The 18,787-nt window shown below is 67.8% G+C and carries 15 protein-coding genes; 6 read left to right on the plus strand and 9 right to left on the minus strand.

Annotated elements, in window-relative coordinates:
• Positions 1 to 168 precede the first annotated feature (168 nt).
• From ACQEVO_RS31225 to ACQEVO_RS31235, 3 genes are all read right to left on the minus strand, one after another.
• A complete protein-coding gene (locus ACQEVO_RS31225) occupies positions 169 to 2,010 on the minus strand; it encodes a glycosyltransferase family 87 protein (RefSeq protein ID WP_432920004.1) in 1,842 nt (613 codons plus the stop codon).
• Positions 2,011 to 2,083: 73 nt separating this feature from the next.
• Positions 2,084 to 4,717 carry a transglycosylase domain-containing protein gene (locus ACQEVO_RS31230; RefSeq protein WP_432920005.1) on the minus strand — a complete coding sequence of 878 codons (2,634 nt, stop codon included), beginning with the start codon at positions 4,715 to 4,717 and terminating at the stop codon, positions 2,084 to 2,086.
• A gap of 451 nt (positions 4,718 to 5,168) precedes the next feature.
• On the minus strand, positions 5,169 to 5,579 hold the full coding sequence (locus ACQEVO_RS31235; RefSeq protein WP_280396964.1) for a DUF5318 domain-containing protein: 411 nt from the start codon (positions 5,577 to 5,579) through the stop codon (positions 5,169 to 5,171).
• A gap of 286 nt (positions 5,580 to 5,865) precedes the next feature.
• Here ACQEVO_RS31235 and ACQEVO_RS31240 point away from each other — a divergent pair, with 286 nt between their 5' ends.
• The 4 genes from ACQEVO_RS31240 to ACQEVO_RS31255 all read left to right on the plus strand — a co-directional run bounded on the left by ACQEVO_RS31240 (position 5,866) and on the right by ACQEVO_RS31255 (position 10,076).
• Positions 5,866 to 6,582 (plus strand): hypothetical protein, encoded by a 717-nt coding sequence (locus ACQEVO_RS31240; protein ID WP_432920006.1) that lies wholly within the window; start codon positions 5,866 to 5,868, stop codon positions 6,580 to 6,582.
• Positions 6,583 to 6,605: 23 nt separating this feature from the next.
• The gene (locus ACQEVO_RS31245) at positions 6,606 to 8,186 is read left to right on the plus strand and encodes a serine/threonine-protein kinase (protein ID WP_432920007.1); all 1,581 of its coding nucleotides are present in this window, start codon (positions 6,606 to 6,608) and stop codon (positions 8,184 to 8,186) included.
• Between the two features lie 248 nt (positions 8,187 to 8,434).
• Complete coding sequence (locus ACQEVO_RS31250) at positions 8,435 to 8,995, plus strand: PadR family transcriptional regulator (RefSeq protein ID WP_432920008.1); 561 nt, start codon at positions 8,435 to 8,437, stop codon at positions 8,993 to 8,995.
• Entirely contained in the window at positions 8,988 to 10,076 is a 1,089-nt protein-coding gene (locus ACQEVO_RS31255; protein ID WP_432920009.1) for an inositol-3-phosphate synthase, read from the plus strand. Before ACQEVO_RS31250 ends, ACQEVO_RS31255 begins: the two co-directional genes overlap by 8 nt.
• A 330-nt stretch (positions 10,077 to 10,406) precedes the next feature.
• Here ACQEVO_RS31255 and ACQEVO_RS31260 read toward each other — a convergent pair whose 3' ends face one another.
• From ACQEVO_RS31260 to ACQEVO_RS31285, 6 genes are all read right to left on the minus strand, one after another.
• The gene (locus ACQEVO_RS31260) at positions 10,407 to 10,832 is read right to left on the minus strand and encodes a GyrI-like domain-containing protein (protein WP_432920010.1); all 426 of its coding nucleotides are present in this window, start codon (positions 10,830 to 10,832) and stop codon (positions 10,407 to 10,409) included.
• A 6-nt stretch (positions 10,833 to 10,838) separates the two neighbouring features.
• Positions 10,839 to 11,300, minus strand: a complete 462-nt coding sequence (locus tag ACQEVO_RS31265) for a GyrI-like domain-containing protein (protein WP_432920011.1) — start codon at positions 11,298 to 11,300, stop codon at positions 10,839 to 10,841.
• Between the two features lie 180 nt (positions 11,301 to 11,480).
• The gene (locus tag ACQEVO_RS31270; protein WP_432920012.1) at positions 11,481 to 13,841 is read right to left on the minus strand and encodes a transglycosylase domain-containing protein; all 2,361 of its coding nucleotides are present in this window, start codon (positions 13,839 to 13,841) and stop codon (positions 11,481 to 11,483) included.
• A 108-nt stretch (positions 13,842 to 13,949) separates the two neighbouring features.
• Positions 13,950 to 14,837 (minus strand): carbohydrate ABC transporter permease, encoded by an 888-nt coding sequence (locus ACQEVO_RS31275; RefSeq protein ID WP_432920013.1) that lies wholly within the window; start codon positions 14,835 to 14,837, stop codon positions 13,950 to 13,952.
• Positions 14,834 to 15,868 carry a carbohydrate ABC transporter permease gene (locus tag ACQEVO_RS31280; protein WP_432920014.1) on the minus strand — a complete coding sequence of 345 codons (1,035 nt, stop codon included), beginning with the start codon at positions 15,866 to 15,868 and terminating at the stop codon, positions 14,834 to 14,836. Before ACQEVO_RS31280 ends, ACQEVO_RS31275 begins: the two co-directional genes overlap by 4 nt.
• A 40-nt stretch (positions 15,869 to 15,908) precedes the next feature.
• Positions 15,909 to 17,192: an ABC transporter substrate-binding protein gene (locus tag ACQEVO_RS31285; protein WP_432920015.1), complete on the minus strand. Its 1,284-nt coding sequence runs from the start codon at positions 17,190 to 17,192 to the stop codon at positions 15,909 to 15,911.
• Positions 17,193 to 17,389: 197 nt separating this feature from the next.
• Between ACQEVO_RS31285 and ACQEVO_RS31290 the strand changes: the two genes are divergently transcribed.
• Entirely contained in the window at positions 17,390 to 18,250 is an 861-nt protein-coding gene (locus tag ACQEVO_RS31290; protein WP_432920016.1) for a DUF2786 domain-containing protein, read from the plus strand.
• Positions 18,247 to 18,777, plus strand: coding sequence for a TIGR04338 family metallohydrolase (locus tag ACQEVO_RS31295; protein ID WP_432920017.1), 531 nt, complete (start codon positions 18,247 to 18,249; stop codon positions 18,775 to 18,777). Before ACQEVO_RS31290 ends, ACQEVO_RS31295 begins: the two co-directional genes overlap by 4 nt.
• The last annotated feature ends 10 nt before the right edge of the window (positions 18,778 to 18,787 follow it).

Consider the following 18,787-nt stretch of genomic DNA (forward strand, 5'->3'; position numbering starts at 1 on the left):
GGCGCATTGTCTCGCGGGGCTGAACGCAGGGACGGGCCAAACCCTTTGAATGCCTCGCTGGACTCGGCGCCGCTGTGGTTGCGTTTGATTTCGGGTCATGGACCGTCGGAGTGCTTCGCTGGACTCGGCGCTGCCGTGGTGGCGGCGTCTGCTTTGGGGTCCTTGGGGTCAGCCCAAGCGGGCGGGTGGGCGTGTTTCCAGGGGCTCTGCGGGTGCGACCGGCTTCGGTGTGGTGGTTCGTGGCTTGTGCCGGGTGGCGGCGAGGGCGCCGGTCCAGTGGGTGTCCAGGGAGATTCTGGGGCGCAGGAATTCCGGTAGCCAGGGCAGCAGGGGGTCGGGGGCGCGGTCGACGATGCCGCCGACCGGGTCGTCCAGGTAGTCGCGGCGGACCAGATCGTGTTCGGGCCGGTAGATCTGGCGGACGATGAGCGCGCACAGGGCGATCACCGCGATATCGCGGAGCAGGACCGTCCCGGTGAACCACTGTTCGGGCAGGCCCTTTCGGTCGATGCCGAGGTAGTAGAACATTCGTGGCGCCCAGACCAAGGCGTCGATCGTCATCCAGGCCAGCAGCAGCCGCCGATGCGGGAGGGCGAGCACCGCGATCGGCACCAGCCACAGCGAGTACTGCGGGCTCCAGACCTTGTTGGTCAGCAGGAAGGCCGCGACCACCAGGAAGCACAGCTGGGCCAGCCGGGGACGGCGCGGCGCGGTGAGCCCGATATAGGCGATTCCGGCGCAGGCCGCCGCGAACAGCACCAGCGACACCAGGTTGAGCAGGGTCGGTGCCTCACCGTGGCGCAGCGTGCCGTCGAACCCGTTCCAGTCGGTGAACGACATCACCACGTTGTAGATCGAATCCGGGTCGGCGTGGCGAGTGGTGTTGAGCCGGAAGAATTCCCGCCAGCCATCGGGGTACAGCAGCGCGATCGGCAGGTTCACCAGCGCCCAGGTCGTGAGCGCGCCACCGGCGGTCAGGCCGGCCGCCCCCAGCGGGCGCTCGGCCAGCAGCCGGATCCGTGCCGGGATCTCGTGCGACCAGGCGATCAGATCGTCCGAACCGCGGATATCGCGCAACCGGATCGCGAACTGGGCCCGCGGTGTCCGCTGCATCGGGTCGGCGCGCAGGCACAACACCAAGATCGGGCCGAGCAGCAGCAGCGGATACAGTTTCGCCGCGCCGCCCAGCCCGAGCAGAACACCGGCCAGCAGCGGCCGACGCCGGGCCCAGGCCAGCAGACCGGTGGCGGCGAACGCGGTGGCGAGGAAATCGAAATTGGTGAAGGCGTGCACGATCACCAGCGGTGAACACGCCATCAGGACGGTATCCCAGATACGGCGCCCGGCCAGTACCGCGGTCGCCCAGATCGTCACCAGCCAGGCCATCGCCAAACCCAGTGCGACCACGTTGAAATACAGAACCACCTGCAGTGCGCCCGGCAGCGGGCTCGCATCCCAGGACTTGGCCACCAGCATGGAAACGTACTGGTACAGACCCGACAGGACCGGGTATTCCATATGCCGGACCTCGGTGCCGCCGTCCGGCGTTTCCTCCACCCACGACTTCTTGTACGGGAAGGCGCCCTCGTTGAGCCGTTCGGCGCCGTAGAGCGGAACGGTGTCCGAATAGCACATGGCGGTGTACTGGCGGCCGTTGTTCCAATCGAGGGTGAGCGCACCGCCGGCGGTGGTGGTCTGCTGGATACAGCCGGCCTTGGCGAACCAGCCGAAGGCCAGGAAGATCACCGTGCAGGCCAGCAGCACCCGCATCGGGGTCCAGAAGCGGGCCCGCCCGATGAGTGCGTGATCGCCGACCGGGCCACCGATCACGGTGCACAACTGGGCGGCCATCGAATCGTTGCGGCTCGGTTTGTCGCGGGCGTCCGCCGAACGAAGGTCAGGGGCGAGCGGGGCCGGTGCGTCGTATCCGTGACGGGTGCCCTGGTGAGCGGTCCCGTCTCCGGGATCGTTCCCGTCGTCCGGCCCACCCACCAGTCGCTGCTCGCTCACGGCACCCGAGGTTACCTGTTACGGGCGTCCGGTCCGGACCCGAGCCGGACCCCCGCGGTAGGTTGCGGCCCGGTCAGCCGCCGTCTTCGGCGCCGCCGGGGCCGCCCGGACCACCGGAATCGGTATCTTCCCCACCGGTATCGGTGTCCGTTCCGGCGCTCGGCGCCTGGGTAACGGTCGGCACGGTTCCCTCCGGCCCGGCAGTGGGCTGCCCCGGTAGCGGACCGGCGCCGCTGTCGTTCTGTGGCTGACCTTGCGGCTGCTGCTGGCTGCGCGGGTTGGGCGCCATCCCGGGTACCGGAATGGTGATACCGGGCAGGATTTCGACCTGGCTCGGCTGGATCACGACCGGCGGTTCGAAGGTCGGCATCGTCGTGGACGGTGCGGTGTACGGGGCGGTCCACTTGGGCACACCCGCCTGCCCCTTGATCGGTGCCGGTTTCGGGAACTTCTCGCTGGGCGTGCCCTCCAGGGCGCCGTCCATCGTGTCCTTCCAGATATCGGACGGCAGGCTGGAGCCGTAGATCATCGCACCGCCGTAGTTGCGCAGCGGCGAGTTGTCCGTGGTGCCCACCCAGACCGCGGTGGCCAGCGACGGGGTGTAGCCCACCATCCACGCGTCCTTGTTCTCCCCGGTATCGCCGAGCTGCGCGGTACCGGTCTTGGCGGCCGACGGGCGGCCACCGGCCAGACCGTGGTTGCGGGAGTAGCCGGCGATCGGTTCCATCGCCGCGGTCACGTTGTCGGCGACAGCCTCCGAGACCCGGCGTTCCCCGGCGACATCGCCGCGGTCCAGCAGGACCTGGCCGTCGGCGGTGACGACCTTCGTCACGAAATGTGGTTTGTGGTACATGCCGGACGCCGCGAGGGTCGCGTAGGCCGACGCCATATCCAGCGGCCGGGCCTGGTACTGGCCGAGCACGATACCGTTGTTCGGCCCGGCGCCGCCCGGTTCGGTCAGGGTCGGGCCCAGGCCCGGAAGTTCTTCCGGAATGCCCAGTTTGTGGCCCATTTCGGCGATCTTCTCCGGGCCGTTCTCCATTTCCAGCTGCATACGGTAGAAGCTGGTGTTGAGCGACCGTTTCAGCGCTTCGGCGATGGTGCAGACACCGCACTGCTCGCCTTCGACGTTGGTGATCTCGATACCGTTCACCGTGATCGGCGAGCTGTCGTACATCTGCGACAGCGGTTTACCCATTTCCAGGTTCTGCGCCAGGCCGATCACCTTGAACGACGAGCCGGTTTGCAGCGCGGCATTGGCGAAGTCGTAGCCGTAACCGTCCTCACCGCCGTAGTAGGCCCGCACCGCACCGGATTTCGGGTCGATCGAGACCACCGCGGTGCGCAGTTTGTCCGGTTCGCCCTCCATATTCGTATGTACGGAGTTGAGCGCGGCCTGCTGTGCCTGCGCATCGATGGTCGTGGTGATCTCGAGGCCCGCGGTGTTCAGCTGCTGTTCGCTGATTCCGGCCTCGGAGAGCTCGCGCAGCACCTGCGCCTTGATATGGCCCTCCGGGCCGGCGGAATCGGTTTTCTGGCCGGTCTCCGACGACGACTTCACCTGCGGGTAGGTCATCCCCGCGCGTTCGTTGCGGTCGAGATTGCCGCCGGCGACCATACCGTCGAGAACATAGTTCCAGCGCGCTTCGGCGCCGTCCGGATTCGATTCCGGATCCAGCAGCGAAGGCAGCTGGATGGTCGCGGCGAGAACGGCGCCCTCGGCGACGTTCAACTCCTGCACCGGTTTACCGAAATAGGCCTTGGAGGCCGCGTCGATACCGTAGGCGCCGCGCCCGAAGTAGATGGTGTTCAGGTAGGCGGTGAGGATCTCGTCCTTGCTCCACTGCCGGGCCATCTTCGCCGAGATGACCAATTCGTGCAGCTTACGGGTGATACTGCGTTCGTCACCGACCAGCGCGTTCTTCACGTACTGCTGGGTGATCGTCGAACCACCACCGGCGCTTTCCCGGCCGAGGAGGTTATCGCGCGCGGCGCGGGCGAAACCGGAGATCGAGAAGCCGGGGTTGCTGTAGAAATCGCGGTCCTCGGCGGCGATCACGGCATTGCGCACATGCGGCGGGATCTGATCGATCGTCACATCGGTGCGGTTGCCCTGCGGGGGGACAACCCGGGTGATCTCGGTTTCCCCGTCGTTGGCGAGGATCGTGGCGACCTGGTTGGTCTTGAGGTCGCCGGGCTCGGGTACCGACACCGTGGAATAGGCGATCAGGAACACCGTGCTCGGTACCACGATGGCAAGTGCGACCAGTACGTAGGCGATTCGGCGCACGATTTTCCACCGGCTCTTGCGTTTCTGTCCCGGACCCCGCCCCTCGGGGCCACCGGGACCACCCGAGCGATTGTCGCCCGGCCGGCGGGGCGGCGGGCCACCACCGGGACCGGAGCGTACGCGGGACCGGCCCTCCGGGCCGACCGCACGACGTTCCCCGGTGTTCGCGCCCGGCCGGGTCGCCGGACGGGGGCCGGTCGCGGTGCGTTCGCGCCGGGTGGTTTCGGCCGAGCCGGCGGGTGCGGCCGGGTTCGGCATCTTCACGGTGCCCTGTTCGCCGCGCTGCGGGCCCGGCTCACCCGGCCGGCCCATCCGCTGGGTCGGCTGATTGGGCGGCTGCGGCCGGCCCTGCGGCGGCCGTCCGGGCGGGGGCCCGGGGCGCTGCGGCGGCTGCTGCCCGCGGGGCGCCGGCGGCATACCGCCGGTGTTCGGGCCGGGTCGCCGGCCGTCGGGACCGGGACGAGGGCCGCCGACCGCAGGCCGCGGACCGCTGTTGGCGGGCGGCCGCGGCCCGGCCGGGCCGGGGCGGGGGCCGCCGACCGCCGGACGTGGGCCGGTCGCCGGACCGGGACGCGGGCCGACGGGGCCGGGTCGGGGCCCACCGGGGCCGGGCGGCCGTCCGCCGGGGCCGGGGCGGGGGGCGTTGGCGTTGGGTGCGGGACCACGGTTCGGTGACCCCGGACGCTGCTGCGGCTCCCGTCCCGGCAGCGGACCACGCGGGCCGCGGCCACCGCGCGGGTCATCGCCGGATGGGGTCTCGTAGGGCGAAGTCACTGACAAGGTCTCCAAAGCTCGTATCGGTCTGCTCGGCCCGTGCACCGGTGTCTCATGACACGCGGTGCGGCATCAACCATCGGGCCGGGCGGGTTCATTCCGCAGCGGTGCGCCGGTTCACCCGGGAGCGGGAACGCCGCTGCGGCGTCTGCCCGAGCACATAGGACTGCACCAGATGATTCCAGCTGCAGGTCCGGCACACCTCGACGACATGAACCGAGAACTCTTCTCTGGACTCGGCCAGGCGCACCAGCTCTTCCGGGCTGCGCGCAGAACCCGCGATCGGCCCCAGGCCGTCGCCGTAGACCCAGGATACGAGAGTGAGTTGTTCCTTCCGGCAGATAGGGCATGTGACCTCGCTCCCCCGGCCGTGAAATTTGGCCGCACGCAGCAGGTAGGGATTGGCGTCACATACCTCGGCGACATCGACACGGCCCGCATAGACGTCAGCCAGCAGCGACTTGCGCCGGAGCGCATAGTCCACCACTTGCCGCTGAATTCGCACGCCCCCAGAGTAGCCGTGTTGTATTTCTGCCGCCCGCGGCCGGATTGGTTTCGGGTCGGCGATATGGACCGTGCCGGGTCACCGCCGCTCCCGCCCCGACCTCGCCGGAGGACTCGGCGCGGGGGCCTGAGTGGTCTCTGCAAATCAAATGGGCGCAAATCGGCCGTCGCAAAGAGCAAGAGTTGGCGCAAATGCGCCAAACCCGCAGGGATGGCGTGGTCGTGTGGCGACCACAACAGCGGGAGCGGGCCTCCCCGCGGCGTGGCGTCCGACGTAGTATTCGCTGGTGTCAACAGCAAGGCCGGGCCGTAACAAGGCGCGTGCCACCGATCGTGCCGCAACAGCCGGTTCGGGTTTTTCCGGTCGCTACTTCGCCGTCCTCACCGCCGCCGCGCTGGCGACGGCGTTCGCCGCGTACACGCTCACCAGTCGCGGTACCGATTCGCCGCCCATCGAACCGCCGATCGCGACCCCGACACCTGCGGCGGCGCCGGGGGCCGACGCCGATGAACCCGGGCCACCGGCCACCGAGACATTGGTCTTCGCCCCGCCGAACCTCGTGACCGGCCCCGGGCTCGCCCAGTTCGTCGCCGAGTACCGCGAGCGTTTCGGCGACACCGTCGCGGACGAGGTGGGTCTGCATCCCGACCACGGCGATATCGCACGCGCTGTTCCCGGGCAGCCGAACCGGCTGGTGAGCTACGACTACCGCGGCGGCTTCAATCAGTCCGCCGATCTGACCACCCGCCCGGTCGATACCCCCACCGTCGATCTGGGCGCACTCGATACCCAGGCGATCGGCCGTGTACTGACCGAGGCCCCGGCGGCCGTCCGGGTCCCCGACGGTGTGGTCACCCATATGAACTACGAGGTCAACACCTTCTCCCCGTTCGAGGGCGTGCCCGCGGTCAGCATCTACGTATCCAATTCGTTCGACGAGAGCGGTTGGCTACTGGTCGGTCCGACCGGCGATATTCTGCGGGTCTGGCCGTTCGAGGGGTGAAGGCCTCGCGATAGTCTCGGGAAATGCTGCAACCCGGGGCGAGCGTCGCCGGCTACCGGATCGTCCGCCGGATCGGCGCGGGCGGGATGGGGGTCGTCTATCTCGCCGATCACCCCCGGCTGCCGCGCCAGGATGTATTGAAACTGCTTCCCGCCCACCATTTGGACGACCCGCAGTTCCGCGGCAGATTCGACCGGGAGGCCGATCTCGCGGCCCGGCTCAAACATCCGAATATCGTCACCGTCCACGATCGCGGAGTCGCCGACGGTCAGCCGTGGATCGCGATGGAGTACGTGCCGGGTACCGATGCCGCCGCGCTGGTCGGGTCGGCGGACATGAGCCCGCGCCGCGCCGTCCGAATCATCGATGATGCGGCCCGCGGCCTGGATCACGCCCATCGCAACGGCATGCTGCACCGCGATGTGAAACCGGGAAATATCCTGGTCACCGCGGACCCCGACCGCGAGTTCGGCGAACGTGCACTGCTGACCGATTTCGGGATCGCCCGCCTCGCGCTCGAGGGCACCGACCTCACCCGTACCGGTGAGGTGATCGCGACGGTGGCCTACGCCGCACCCGAACAGTTCACCGGCGGTCCCGTCGATCACCGCGCGGATGTCTACGCGCTCGGTTGTACCCTGTTCGTCCTGCTCACGGGCGAGAAGCCGTTTGCCATGGACAGTGCTGCCGCGGTGATCAGCGCGCATCTGCACACTCCGCCGCCACCGGCCTCCTGGCGGGTTCCGGGTCTGCCGCCGGCGATCGACGCGGTGCTGTCCCGGGCGATGGCGAAGGACCCCGCGCAACGCTACGACTCGTGCCGCGCCTTCAGCGAGGCCGCGATCCACGCGCTCGAGGCGGCCCCGGACCGCCGCCCCGGCCCGCCGCCCACGAGCCCGCCCACCGCAGCCCGGAACGCCACGTCCGCAGCGCGAACTTCCGTACCGGGTCCCGGCCCGGTACCGGGCGGATCGGCCGGCGCCGGGCGTGCCGGCGCGGCGGTTCGGCGCGGCCACCGCGGGGCACGACGCTGGTGGATACCGGTCGCGGTACTGACGATCGCTGCCACGCTCGGCGCCGGCGCCGGACTCGTGGCGCGCGAGGACCCGGCCGCCGGCGTCACCGCCGTCGCCGAGGCCGAGCCGGAACCCGCGCCGCTGCCGAACCTCCTCACCACCGCCGGGTTGGCGTCCTTCATCGACTCCTACCGCCGGGAGTTCGGTGACACCGTCATCGATACCGCGACGATCTATCCCGACTTTCTGCTGGTCCAGCGGCTGGACCAGGGCAGTCCCCGGAACTTCCGCTTCGACGGGGACGGGTTCGACGAGCTGGGCGGCCCCGTGCCCAGCTGGGCGAAGGGCCGGCCGATCGACCTGGCCGATATCGACCTGAAGACATTGGCCGCCGTACTGGCAGGAGCCCCGGCCTCGGTGCGCCTGGAGCAGGGAGCGGTCGAACATCTCGGCATCGGTTTCGAGCTGATCGCCCCGGCCGACGCCGGGCCCGTGATCGATATCTACGTCGAAGATCCTGCCGGGGGTACCGGACACTTGTCCGTCTCGTTCGCCGGCGAACCGCTGCAAGTGTTTCCCGCGAACTGACCTCGGGATTGCCGGCTTACCCGGCGGGTGGGGCCGCGGGTCTCAGGTCCGGCTCGCCGCCGGTGGGAACTCGCCGCCCTGGTTTTCGCGCCGGCTACCGAGGTGAAGTCCCAGGCCCGGGTCGGTCATGCGGCCCGGTCGCCATCTGTGATGTAGCGGACCGAACTATGAATGGTTATATCGCTCCGATATAGTGGGTAGTCGCATCCATTGGTTAGATCTGTACGGAAGTCAGGGGGTGAAGCCCGGTGCTCGAATTGGCAATCCTCGGGCTGCTCCTGGAATCGCCCATGCACGGCTACGAGCTGAAGAAACGGCTCACCGGCCTGCTCGGGGCGTTTCGGGCTTTCTCCTACGGATCGCTGTATCCGACCCTGAAACGTATGCAGGCGGATGGGCTGATCGCGGAGGAGGTGCCCGAAGGCATGGTGACGACTCGCCGTGCCCGGCGGGTGTACCAGCTCACTCCGGCGGGCCGGGAGCGGTTCAGCGAGCTCCTGGCCGATACCGGTCCGCAGAACTACACCGATGACGGCTTCGGCGTGCACTTGGCCTTCTTCAGTCGCACCCCCGCGGAAGCGCGGATGCGGATTCTGGAGGGCAGGCGGCGCCAGGTCGAGGAGCGCCGAGAGGGGCTGCGGGAGGCGATCAAGAAGGCGAGTGGCTCGCTGGATCGCTACACCCGCCAACTCCATCAACTCGGACTCGAATCAAGCGAGCGCGAAGTGCGCTGGCTCAACGAGTTGATTGCGGCGGAGCAATCGACGAAGGCGGCACCACAGAAAGAGGGAAATACCGGCCATGAGTAGTGGAGACAGCAATAAATCCAGTGTTCGCGTCGCCATCGTAGGTGTGGGCAACTGCGCCTCCTCGCTCGTGCAGGGCGTGCAGTACTACCGGGATGCCGACGACACGGCGACGGTCCCCGGCCTGATGCATGTGCGGTTCGGCCAGTACCACGTGCGTGACGTGCAGTTCGTCGCCGCCTTCGACGTGGACGCCAAGAAGGTCGGCTTCGACCTGTCGGAGGCGATCTTCGCCAGCGAGAACAACACCATCAAGATCTCCGATGTACCGCCGCTGGGCGTCACCGTGCAGCGCGGTCCGACCCTCGACGGCATCGGCAAGTACTACGCCGAAACCATCGAGCTCGCCGAGAGCGATCCGGTCGACGTCGTGCAGACGCTGAAGGACGCGCAGGTCGACGTGCTCGTCTCCTACCTGCCCGTCGGGTCGGAGGAAGCGGACAAGTTCTACGCCCAGTGCGCGATCGACGCCGGTGTGGCCTTCGTCAACGCGCTGCCGGTGTTCATCGCCTCGGACCCGGAATGGGCCGAGAAGTTCCGCGCCGCGGGCGTGCCGATCGTCGGCGACGACATCAAGAGCCAGGTCGGCGCCACCATCACCCACCGGGTCATGGCGAAACTGTTCGAGGACCGTGGCGTGCAGCTCGACCGCACCATGCAGCTGAACGTCGGCGGCAATATGGACTTCAAGAACATGCTCGAGCGCGAGCGCCTGGAGTCCAAGAAGATCTCCAAGACCCAGGCCGTCACCAGCAACCTGAAGAAGGAGATGGGCGCCGGCGATGTGCATATCGGCCCGTCCGATCACGTCGGCTGGCTCGACGACCGTAAATGGGCCTACGTCCGGCTAGAGGGCCGCGCGTTCGGTGATGTACCGCTGAACCTGGAGTACAAGCTCGAGGTGTGGGACTCCCCGAACTCGGCGGGCATCATCATCGACGCGGTGCGCGCCGCGAAGATCGCCAAGGACCGCGGAATCGGCGGCCCCGTGCTCCCGGCCTCGGCGTACCTGATGAAGTCCCCGCCGAAGCAGATGGCCGACGACGTCGCCCGCGCCGAGCTGGAAACCTTCATCATCGGTTAATTTGGCTGTGTTTTTTGGCGCCGACTCCGTCGGCGCGGGTTTTGGCCCCCTTGGTCCCTGCTTTCCGCACTCGACACTCGCGGCTTCGCCGCCTCGCATCGAGCACGGAAAGCAGGGACGGGCCAAAACCTCCAAGGGCCTCGTAAGACTCGGCACCGCCGTGGTTGCGTTCCGTTCCGGGGTCATGTGGACCTCTCCGAGCCCCGTAGGACTCGGTGCCGCCGTGGTTGCGATCGGTTTCGGGGTTATGAGAACTCCGAGGGCCTCGCTGGACTCGGCGCCGCCGCTGGGCGCGCGGGGGACGGAACTGGGGCGAAACCCTTCACGACCTCAGTCGAGCGATACGTAGACCTCGACCGAGGTCGGGCCGGTGTAGCGTTCGAGTTCGGCGGTGTGGGAGCGGGTTATCGTGCCCGCTTTCTCCGCTTCCCGCACCCGCGCCCAGGCGGTGCGGAGCAGATCGTAGGGCTTCTCGGTCACCACGAATTTCGCGTAGCGCCCGGCCGGGACGCGGGTGAGCACATCGCCGGGGTCCAGATCGGCCAGGCCGCCGACCTCGTAGCCGAGCACCGCCACCGCGTGATCGTCCTGCCCGATGTAGGCGGCCATCCGGGGGACTTCCTTCTCTCGGCTCAGGTAGCGATCCCAGGTGAAGTTGACCAGGTCCAGATCGCGGGCGGTTACCTCACGGCCGGCCAGCGGCACCGTGAGCCCGGCGACCATACTCTCGTCGAGGGTGACAATTTCGAAATCCACAGCTTCCTACCTGCCCGCCGAATCGTCTTCTGCCAGTGCCACGAATACCTCCACCGTGTGCTCGTCCGGATACCGTTCGTGGTCTCCGGTGTAGGAGCGCACCAACCGGCCGGCGGCTTCGGCGTCCCAGATGGCCCGCCACAGGGTCACGATCGTTTCGCCGAGATCCGCGCCGCTGAGGGTGAACCGGGCATAGCGCCCGGCCGGGATCCGGGCGAGGACATCGCCGGGTAGCAGATCGTCGAGGCTGCGACAGCGGTAGCCGATGATATGGGTCAGGTACGAATTGATCTCCGGGGCGTGGTCGACGAACGCGCTGGCCGGGGGACCTGGTAACGACCGCGACAGATTGCGTTTCCAGGCCTGCTCCACCTTCGTACGGCGCGGCCCTTCCACGGCGAGGGCCGGGCTGCGAAGCACCATTCCCGCCACCAGTGTTTCCGGGCGGTCAACGACATTGAATTCCACCGGCGTAGCCCCTATGTCTCGTCATCCGTCGTCGCTCCAGCGCATATCCTCCCGCACGCTCGTCCCGGCACGAGCGTGGGCCCGGTGCCGGTCGGTCGGATGGGCGACATCATCACTCTGGCAAACGATGCTGCCATGCCGACCGTTCCTTCGGTGGGATCACGAGCGGAAATCCGTGCATCACGGCACCGGAACGGTAACGCCGGGCAGGATTTCGATCACCCGCGGCGGCGGTGGCGCCGGCGGAGGCGGCGGTGGCGCCGGAACAGGGGCCGGCCCGGGTTCGTATTCGGGCTCGGGCACGTATTCCGGTTCCGGCTCGGGTACGGGTTCGGGTACGTAGGGTTCGGAGGCCGGCGGGATCACGATGAACGGTTGCTGGGGTTGTGGCGGCTCCGGCTGCGGGGGTGGGTTGAGAATGTCGTACGGCCCGCCGGACGGCTGATCACCGGCCGCGGGGGCGGGCGGCGGCGGTGGCGGAGCCGGACCACCGGGCGGCGGATTGCCGATCTGTTCCACTGGGGTATCGGCGAGGGCGCCGTCCATCGTCTGCTTCCAGATATCGGCGGGGAACCCGGAACCGTAGATGCGGCCACCGCCCGCCGTCACGATCGGCAGATTGAGTTCGGTGCCCACCCACACCGCGGTCGACAGTGAGGGTGTGAAACCGACCATCCAGGCGTCCTTGTTCTGGCCGGAATCACCCAACTGGGTGGTGCCGGTTTTGGCGGCCGAGGGGCGCCCGCTCAGTCCGTGGCCGTTGGAATAATCGGCGATCGGCAGCATCGCCTGGGCGGCGCGGGCCGCGATATCGGGCGATATGCGCTGTTCGGCGGGCGGCGGTTGGTCACCGGTCTGCTGTTTCGGGTCGGCGCTGCGATCCAGCAGCACCCGGCCGTCGCCGCGTACCACGCGTTGTACGAAATACGGCTGGTGGTAGCGGCCCTCACCGGCGATGGTGGCATACGCGGAAGCCATGTCCATGGGCCGGACCAGATAGGTGCCCAGCACGATCGACGGCATCGGATCCTCGCCCATCTCGGTGAGCGACTTTCCCGGCACCCCGGGGATCTCGTGCGGTATCCCGGCCTGGTGGGCGGCGTCGGCGATCGCTTTCGGTCCGTTGTTCATGGCCAGGGTGAGCCGGTAGAAGCTGGTGTTGAGCGAACGTTTGAAGGCCTCCGAGATCGAGCAGGTCCCGCAGGACTCGTTCTCGACATTGCGCACCTCGACCCCGTTGACGTGCACCGGCGCGCTGTCGAACGCCCGCGACAGCGGGATTCCCTGCTGCAGCGCCGCCAGCACCGCGAAGGTTTTGAAGGCCGACCCGGTCTGCACCGGGGCCTGTGCGAAATCGAATCCGATACCGTCGGCGCCGCCGTAGTAGGCGCGCACCGCGCCGGAGCGCGGGTCGATCGAGACCACCGCGGTCCGCAGTTCCGGCGGTTGCCCCTCCAGCCGTCCGGCGGCCGCGGCCTGTGCGGCCTGCTGCGCTTTCGGGTCGATGGTGGTGACGATGTTCAGGGCGCCGGTATCGATTTCCTTCTGCGAGATCCCGGCGGCCGACAACTCGCGCAACACCTGCGCCTTGATATGCCCTTCCGGACCCCGTTCGACGATGTTCTCGTCGAATACCGGCGGCGCAATCGTGGGCGGGAAGGTCACCGTGCCGCGTTCACCGGGCGCCAGGTTTCCCATCGAAACCATGCCGTTGAGCACGTAGTTCCAGCGTTGCAGCAACTGCGGCAACTGGTTCGGGTTCTGCGGATCCAGGCCGGACGGGGTGCGGATGAGCGCGGCCAGTACCGCCCCCTCGGCCACGGTCAGCTCGTTGACCGGTTTGCCGAAATAGGCCTGTGCGGCGGCCTCGATTCCGTAGGCGCCGCGGCCGAAGTAGATGGTGTTGAGGTAGGCATGCAGGATCTCGTCTTTGTTCCATTCCCGCGACATCTTGGCCGAGATGATGAGTTCGTGCGCCTTACGGCTCACCGTGCGCTCGGACCCCAGGAACGCGTTCTTGACGTACTGCTGGGTGATGGTCGACCCGCCACCGGCGTTCGCCCGGCCCAGCGCATTGTCCCGGAGCGCGCGCAGCAGGCCCGTGGGCGAGAACCCTGGGTTGGTGTAGAAGTTGCGGTCTTCGGCGGAGAGCACGGCGTCGCGGACGTGGACCGGAACCTTCTCCAGCGGAACGGGGGTGCGGTTGCCCTCGGGCGGCACCACCTTGGCCAGCACCGTGGTGCCGTCGGAAGCGGTGATGGTGGCGGTCTGATTCACCGGTACGGTGCCGGCCGCCGGGATCTCCGCGCTCCAGTACACCAGCGCCACCAACAGCGCCGGTATGGCGACCAGGATGGTGAACAGCCACAGCAGCAGATGGCGGATGCGCTGGCCACGGGTGCGGCGCGGGCGGGGGTAGCGCGGGGGCCGGGGCGGCCGGGGACGCCCACCGGCGTCGAGCTGGTTCCAACCGGCGAGCGAGGGGTACTGCGGCGATCTGGGAGTGTGGCCACGCTGGGAACGGAACGAGCTCACGATCATCTCCTCCCGGAGCGTCGGAAAAACTCAGGCGCACCACCGCCAGACCTCAGGATACCCAGAGATCAGCTTTCCACCCGCATGGTGATCAGCTGTTGACCCGCGCTGTGATCAGCTCTTGACCCCGCCCGCGGTGAGGCCGGAAATGATGCGTCGCTGGAACACCAGTACCAGAATCACCAGCGGGACGGTCACCAGGGTGCCCGCCGCCATAATCGACGCATACGGTTCCACCTGCGGATTGTTCCCGGAGAACCGAGCGATGGCCACGGTGACCGGTTCCGTGTCGCTCCCCGACAGCACCCGGGCGAGCAGGTATTCGTTGACCGCGGCGAAGAACGCCAGGATCGCGGTGGTGAACACCGCGGGCGCCGCCAGCGGCAGCATCACCAGCCGGAAAGCCTGCAGTTTGGTGGCTCCGTCGATCCGCGCCGCCTCTTCGAGCTCCCACGGCAGGTCTGCGAAGAACGAGGCGAGAACATACACCGTCAGCGGCAGCACGAAGGAGATATTGGGCAGGATCAGTGCCTGGTACTCGCCGATCCAGCCGATATCGGTGAACAGCTGGAACAGCGGGGTCACCAGCACGACCACCGGGAACATCGAGGCGCTCAGGATCACCCCGGACACCAGATAGCGACCCTTGAAGGTGAGTCGGGCCAGCGCGTACGCGGCCATTACGCCGATCACCAGTGCTATCGCGGTACTGGCCGCACCGATGATCACACTGTTGAGCAGAGCCTTGCCGAAATCGTTACCGCGGCTCGTGTCGAACACATCGCGGAAGTTGTCGAGCGTGAGGTGCGTGGGCCACGGGGTGGTGTCGAACGTGTAGGCGGGGTCGCGGAAGGCGGTCACCGCCATCCAGTAGAACGGGCCCATCCCCCAGAGCAGCACGATCAGCGCGCCCACATAGATACGGGCCGAGCCGAGCCGGCGGCGCCCGGAAACGCGGGGCCGGGCTGGGGTGCCGGATTGCTGTGTTGTCACCGCGGTCATGCCTTCCGCTGCTCTTCCTGCGTACGCACCGCGTTCGCACCCAATACCTTCACGAGTACGAAGGCCGCCGCGAAGATCAGCAAGAAGGTGATCGTCGACAGCGCGGCCGCACTGTTGGGTCCCTGCCGGGTCTGCTCGACCACCAGCACCGACAAGGTCCGGGTGGCCGGCAGGTTATCGGTCATGATGGCGGGCAGGTCGTACATGCGCAGTGCGTCCATGGTGCGGAACAGCACCGCCACCAGCAGCGCCGGCTTCAGCAGCGGCAGCGTCACCTGCGTGAACCGCTGCCAGGCCGAGGCCCCGTCCACGCGGGCCGCCTCGTACACATCGTTCGGGATCACCTGCAGACCCGCCAGCAGCAGCAGGGCCACGAACGGCGCCGTCTTCCACACATCGGCGGCGATCACCGCGAAACGGGCGGGCCAGGCGTCGGAGGTCCACAGGATCTCGGTGCCGAAGATCGTGTTGACCAGGCCGTCGTATTGGAACATGAATTCCCACAGCCGGGCCGTCACCGCGGTCGGGATGGCCCACGGGATCAGTACCGCGGCGCGCAGCAGCGCCCGGCCGCGGAAGGTTTTGCCCATCACGATCGCCATCCCGAGACCGATCACGACCTCGAGCGTCACCGTCACCACGGCGAAGAACAGGGTCACCCCCACGGCGCCCCAGAACTCGGCGCCCAGGTTGCCGGTGGGGCATTCGGTGACGCCGCCGGTGATCACCTGGCATTGGCCGGCCAGCCAGTGCAGGTAGTTGTAGAAGGTGCTTTCCCCGTTGTCGGTGAAGCGTCCGGTCACGGCGTCGAGTTGGTCGTCGTAGTGGAACGACATCCACAGTGCCCGCAGCACCGGATAGCCGATCACCACGGCCAGCGCCAGCAGCACCGGCGCGACGAACAACCACGCCCTGCCCGACATGCGCAGATCATCGCGCAGCCTGCTCAGCGTCCCGCCGGTACGCGCAGCGTCTGCGGGCTTATCTGTACGGACCGACGCCTGCGCGTGCGTTCCGGAAGGATCCGACACCGTTCTCTCTCCTGGCTCGCCGGGTCCGGTTGAACAATAACTACGATCCGGCCGTCTCGATACCCTTCTGCATGCCGATGATCGCGTCGTTCACGGACTTGGTTCCGGTCAGGGCAGCATATGCGTTGTCCTGAATGGCTTTGGACACCGCCGGATAGAACGGGGTGACCGGTCGGGGCACCGCGCTGGCGATGGAATCCTTGAGGGCGGGCAGGTACGGCATCTTGGCGATGAGCGCCGGATCGTCGTAGATGGAGGCCCGCACCGAAGGCAGTGCGCCGGAGGCGACGATATGCTGCGCCTCCTCGCTGATCAGGTACTTCAGGAAATCCAGTGCGGTGGCCTTGTTCTCGGAGTACGCGCTGATCGCGGCGTTGTAGCCGCCGAGGGTGGACGCCCCGATCCCGGTGTCGCCGGGCAGGGGAGCCACCCCGAATTTGTCTTTCACGGCCGACGATTCGGAGGCGGCGTCACCGTAGGTCGAGGGCCAGCTGCGCAGGAACATGAGTTTGCCCTGGTTGAAGGCCGCGCCGCTTTCCGGCTCCTGGAAGGTGACGGCTTCCCGGGGGATATCGCCGACTTTGTAGGCATCCACCAACTGCTGGAGCCCGGCTCGTGATTCGGCACTGTTCACGGTCGGGGTGCGGCCGTCGGTGCCGACGAAGGTACCGCCGAAGGCGTTGATCACCTCGGCGGTGTTCACCGTCAGGCCCTCGTACGGTGCGAACTGGCCCGCGTAGCAGCCGATCTGCTGTTCGCGCGCGATCGGGCAGCTGGCCAGCATCTCCGACCAGGTACGCGGTGGGACGGGGACCAGATCCTTGCGGTAGAACAGCAGGCCACCGTTGGTGTTGCGGGGGGCGGCGTAGAGGGTGCCGTTGTAGGTGGCGCTGGCGACCGGCGGGGACAGCAGCGGGGCGGTGTCGATCGCGAACTGGCCCTCGAGCGGCTGGATCCAGCCCTTGGCGGCGAACTCCGCGGTCCACGGGACGTCCAGGGCCACCACGTCGTAGTCCGGCGACTTCGCCCGCATATGTTCGACCAGGTCGTCGTACTGGGCGGAGGCGTCGTTGGACTGTTCCTTGTAGGTGACCTGCTCGTCGGGGTGGGTGGCGTTCCAGCGGTCGATCAGCTGTTTCACCGCACCGGTTTCGGTGGTGTCCTTACCTTCCACGTAGGTGATCGGGCCGCGGCCGTCCTGGTTCATGCTGAGCTGTTCGTCGGTGTCGCTGGTGTTGCACGCGGTGGCAAAGGTCGCGGTCAGCAGCGCGATCGGCAACAGCACGAGCGCGGCGCGTAGAGACGGCACCTTTTTGAAAGCCATCGCGGAACTCCAGGGTCGATACGTGAGCGGCAGCACAACGCAACATACATGGTGTGCACGTCGCGTGTGGGGTACTCCTGTGGCGAAAGGGCTCGCGCAGACCGCGCGGTGAACGACCGGCGAACTCGCCGGGGACCGTAACCACAGGTGGGCGGGGGTGGGCCCCGGTCCGGCGGTGCGCATTAGGCTGGGCCGCGATGTCCACCGCGAACGCCGTCTCCGATCGTCTGCTCACCAGGATCGGCGGATTGCTGCGCCAAGCCGAGTCCACCGACAACGAACACGAGGCCGAGGCATTCATGGCCGCTGCCCAGCGGCTCGCCACTCGGTCGTCGATCGATCTGGCGGTCGCCCGGTCGCACACCCGGGAGCGGGAGCGGGCAACGACGCCGATCCAGCGGATGATCCCCATCGGTGAATCCGGCCGCAAAGGGCTGCGTACCTACGTTCAGCTGTTCGTGGCCATCGCCGACGCCAACGATGTGCGCTGCGATGTCGCCCGCACGTCCACCCAGGTTTACGCCTACGGCTTCGCCGCCGATATCGACGTCTGCGAGGCGCTGTACTCGAGCCTGCTGGTGCAGATGGTGCAGGCCTCGGACCGGTACATCAAATCCGGGGCCTACCGGTCGGCGACCATGGAGAAAGTCGTTGTCGAACGGCGCCGCGGCCGGCGGGTGCGCCGGGTGGTGCGGGTACCTGTGGCCGGTGTCACCGCCCGGCTCAACTTCCAGATGGCGTTCGCGGCCCGGGTCGGGGCGCGGCTGGCCGAGGCCAGGGCGCAGGTCGAACGGGCGGCCACCACCCGGGACATGCACGCCGCCGAACCGATCTCCGAAGAACAGGCCGCCGGAACGGCGCTCGCGTTACGGGGCAAGGAGATAGAGCTGGCCGATTTCTACAGCCGCAACTCCGAAGCCCGCGGCACCTGGCGCGGCCCGCAGACCTCCACCGGATACGCACCGGATGCCCGGCAGGCCGGGGATCGGGCGGGTCGCGTGGCCAGGCTGGGGTTCTCGCCGGAGTTGGACGCGGCGCGCGGGCGGCTCGAAGGGTGAGTCCCGTGCGGGATTCGCAGCGCGGCAAGGTTTACGACGCCGAACAGTTGGTGCGCTCGGTGTTCGACCGCGCTGCCGAGTTCGGGCAGCGGACGGTCGAGATATACGGTTCCCGGCTGACGCTGCCGGTGGAACGTAAATTCGCTTCGGTGGAATCGGTGCAGGACTATTGCGACCGGGTTCTCCGACTGAATTGGGTTGCGGCGAAATGGGAACGGGCGGCACTACCCGTCAAGGTGCGGGCCCGGGCGGGAACGGTCGCGGCCCACTACGAATCCGGTCGCGATGTGCTCGCTGTGCCGGTCCACGGCAGGAGTGTCACGCGCGGCGGTGCCCCGTGGGCGTTGCGGGAACTGGTGCTGCTGCACGAAATCGCCCATCACCTCGAACCTCGTCCGGACGCGGTGGCCGCGCACGGCCCGGAATTCTGTGGGCGCTACGCGGACTTGGTCGAGGGTGTTCTCGGCCCGGAAGCCGGGTTCCTGCTGCGCGTTACATTGCACGACAGCGGCTTACGTCTCGGGTGAACCTGCATCG

This window comes from Nocardia sp. CA-290969 (assembly GCF_050936135.1).
Taxonomy (GTDB): domain Bacteria; phylum Actinomycetota; class Actinomycetes; order Mycobacteriales; family Mycobacteriaceae; genus Nocardia.

What these genes read in the sequence shown, in the direction of transcription:
- ACQEVO_RS31255 (WP_432920009.1), top strand. Translation starts at nt 8,988, where the DNA reads ATGAGTAGTGGAGACAGCAATAAATCCAGTGTTCGCGTCGCCATCGTA.
- ACQEVO_RS31285 (WP_432920015.1), bottom strand. Translation starts at nt 17,192, where the DNA reads ATGGCTTTCAAAAAGGTGCCGTCTCTACGCGCCGCGCTCGTGCTGTTG.
- ACQEVO_RS31230 (WP_432920005.1), bottom strand. Translation starts at nt 4,717, where the DNA reads ATGCCGCCGGCGCCCCGCGGGCAGCAGCCGCCGCAGCGCCCCGGGCCC.
- ACQEVO_RS31245 (WP_432920007.1), top strand. Translation starts at nt 6,606, where the DNA reads ATGCTGCAACCCGGGGCGAGCGTCGCCGGCTACCGGATCGTCCGCCGG.
- ACQEVO_RS31270 (WP_432920012.1), bottom strand. Translation starts at nt 13,841, where the DNA reads ATGATCGTGAGCTCGTTCCGTTCCCAGCGTGGCCACACTCCCAGATCG.
- ACQEVO_RS31290 (WP_432920016.1), top strand. Translation starts at nt 17,390, where the DNA reads ATGTCCACCGCGAACGCCGTCTCCGATCGTCTGCTCACCAGGATCGGC.
- ACQEVO_RS31275 (WP_432920013.1), bottom strand. Translation starts at nt 14,837, where the DNA reads ATGACCGCGGTGACAACACAGCAATCCGGCACCCCAGCCCGGCCCCGC.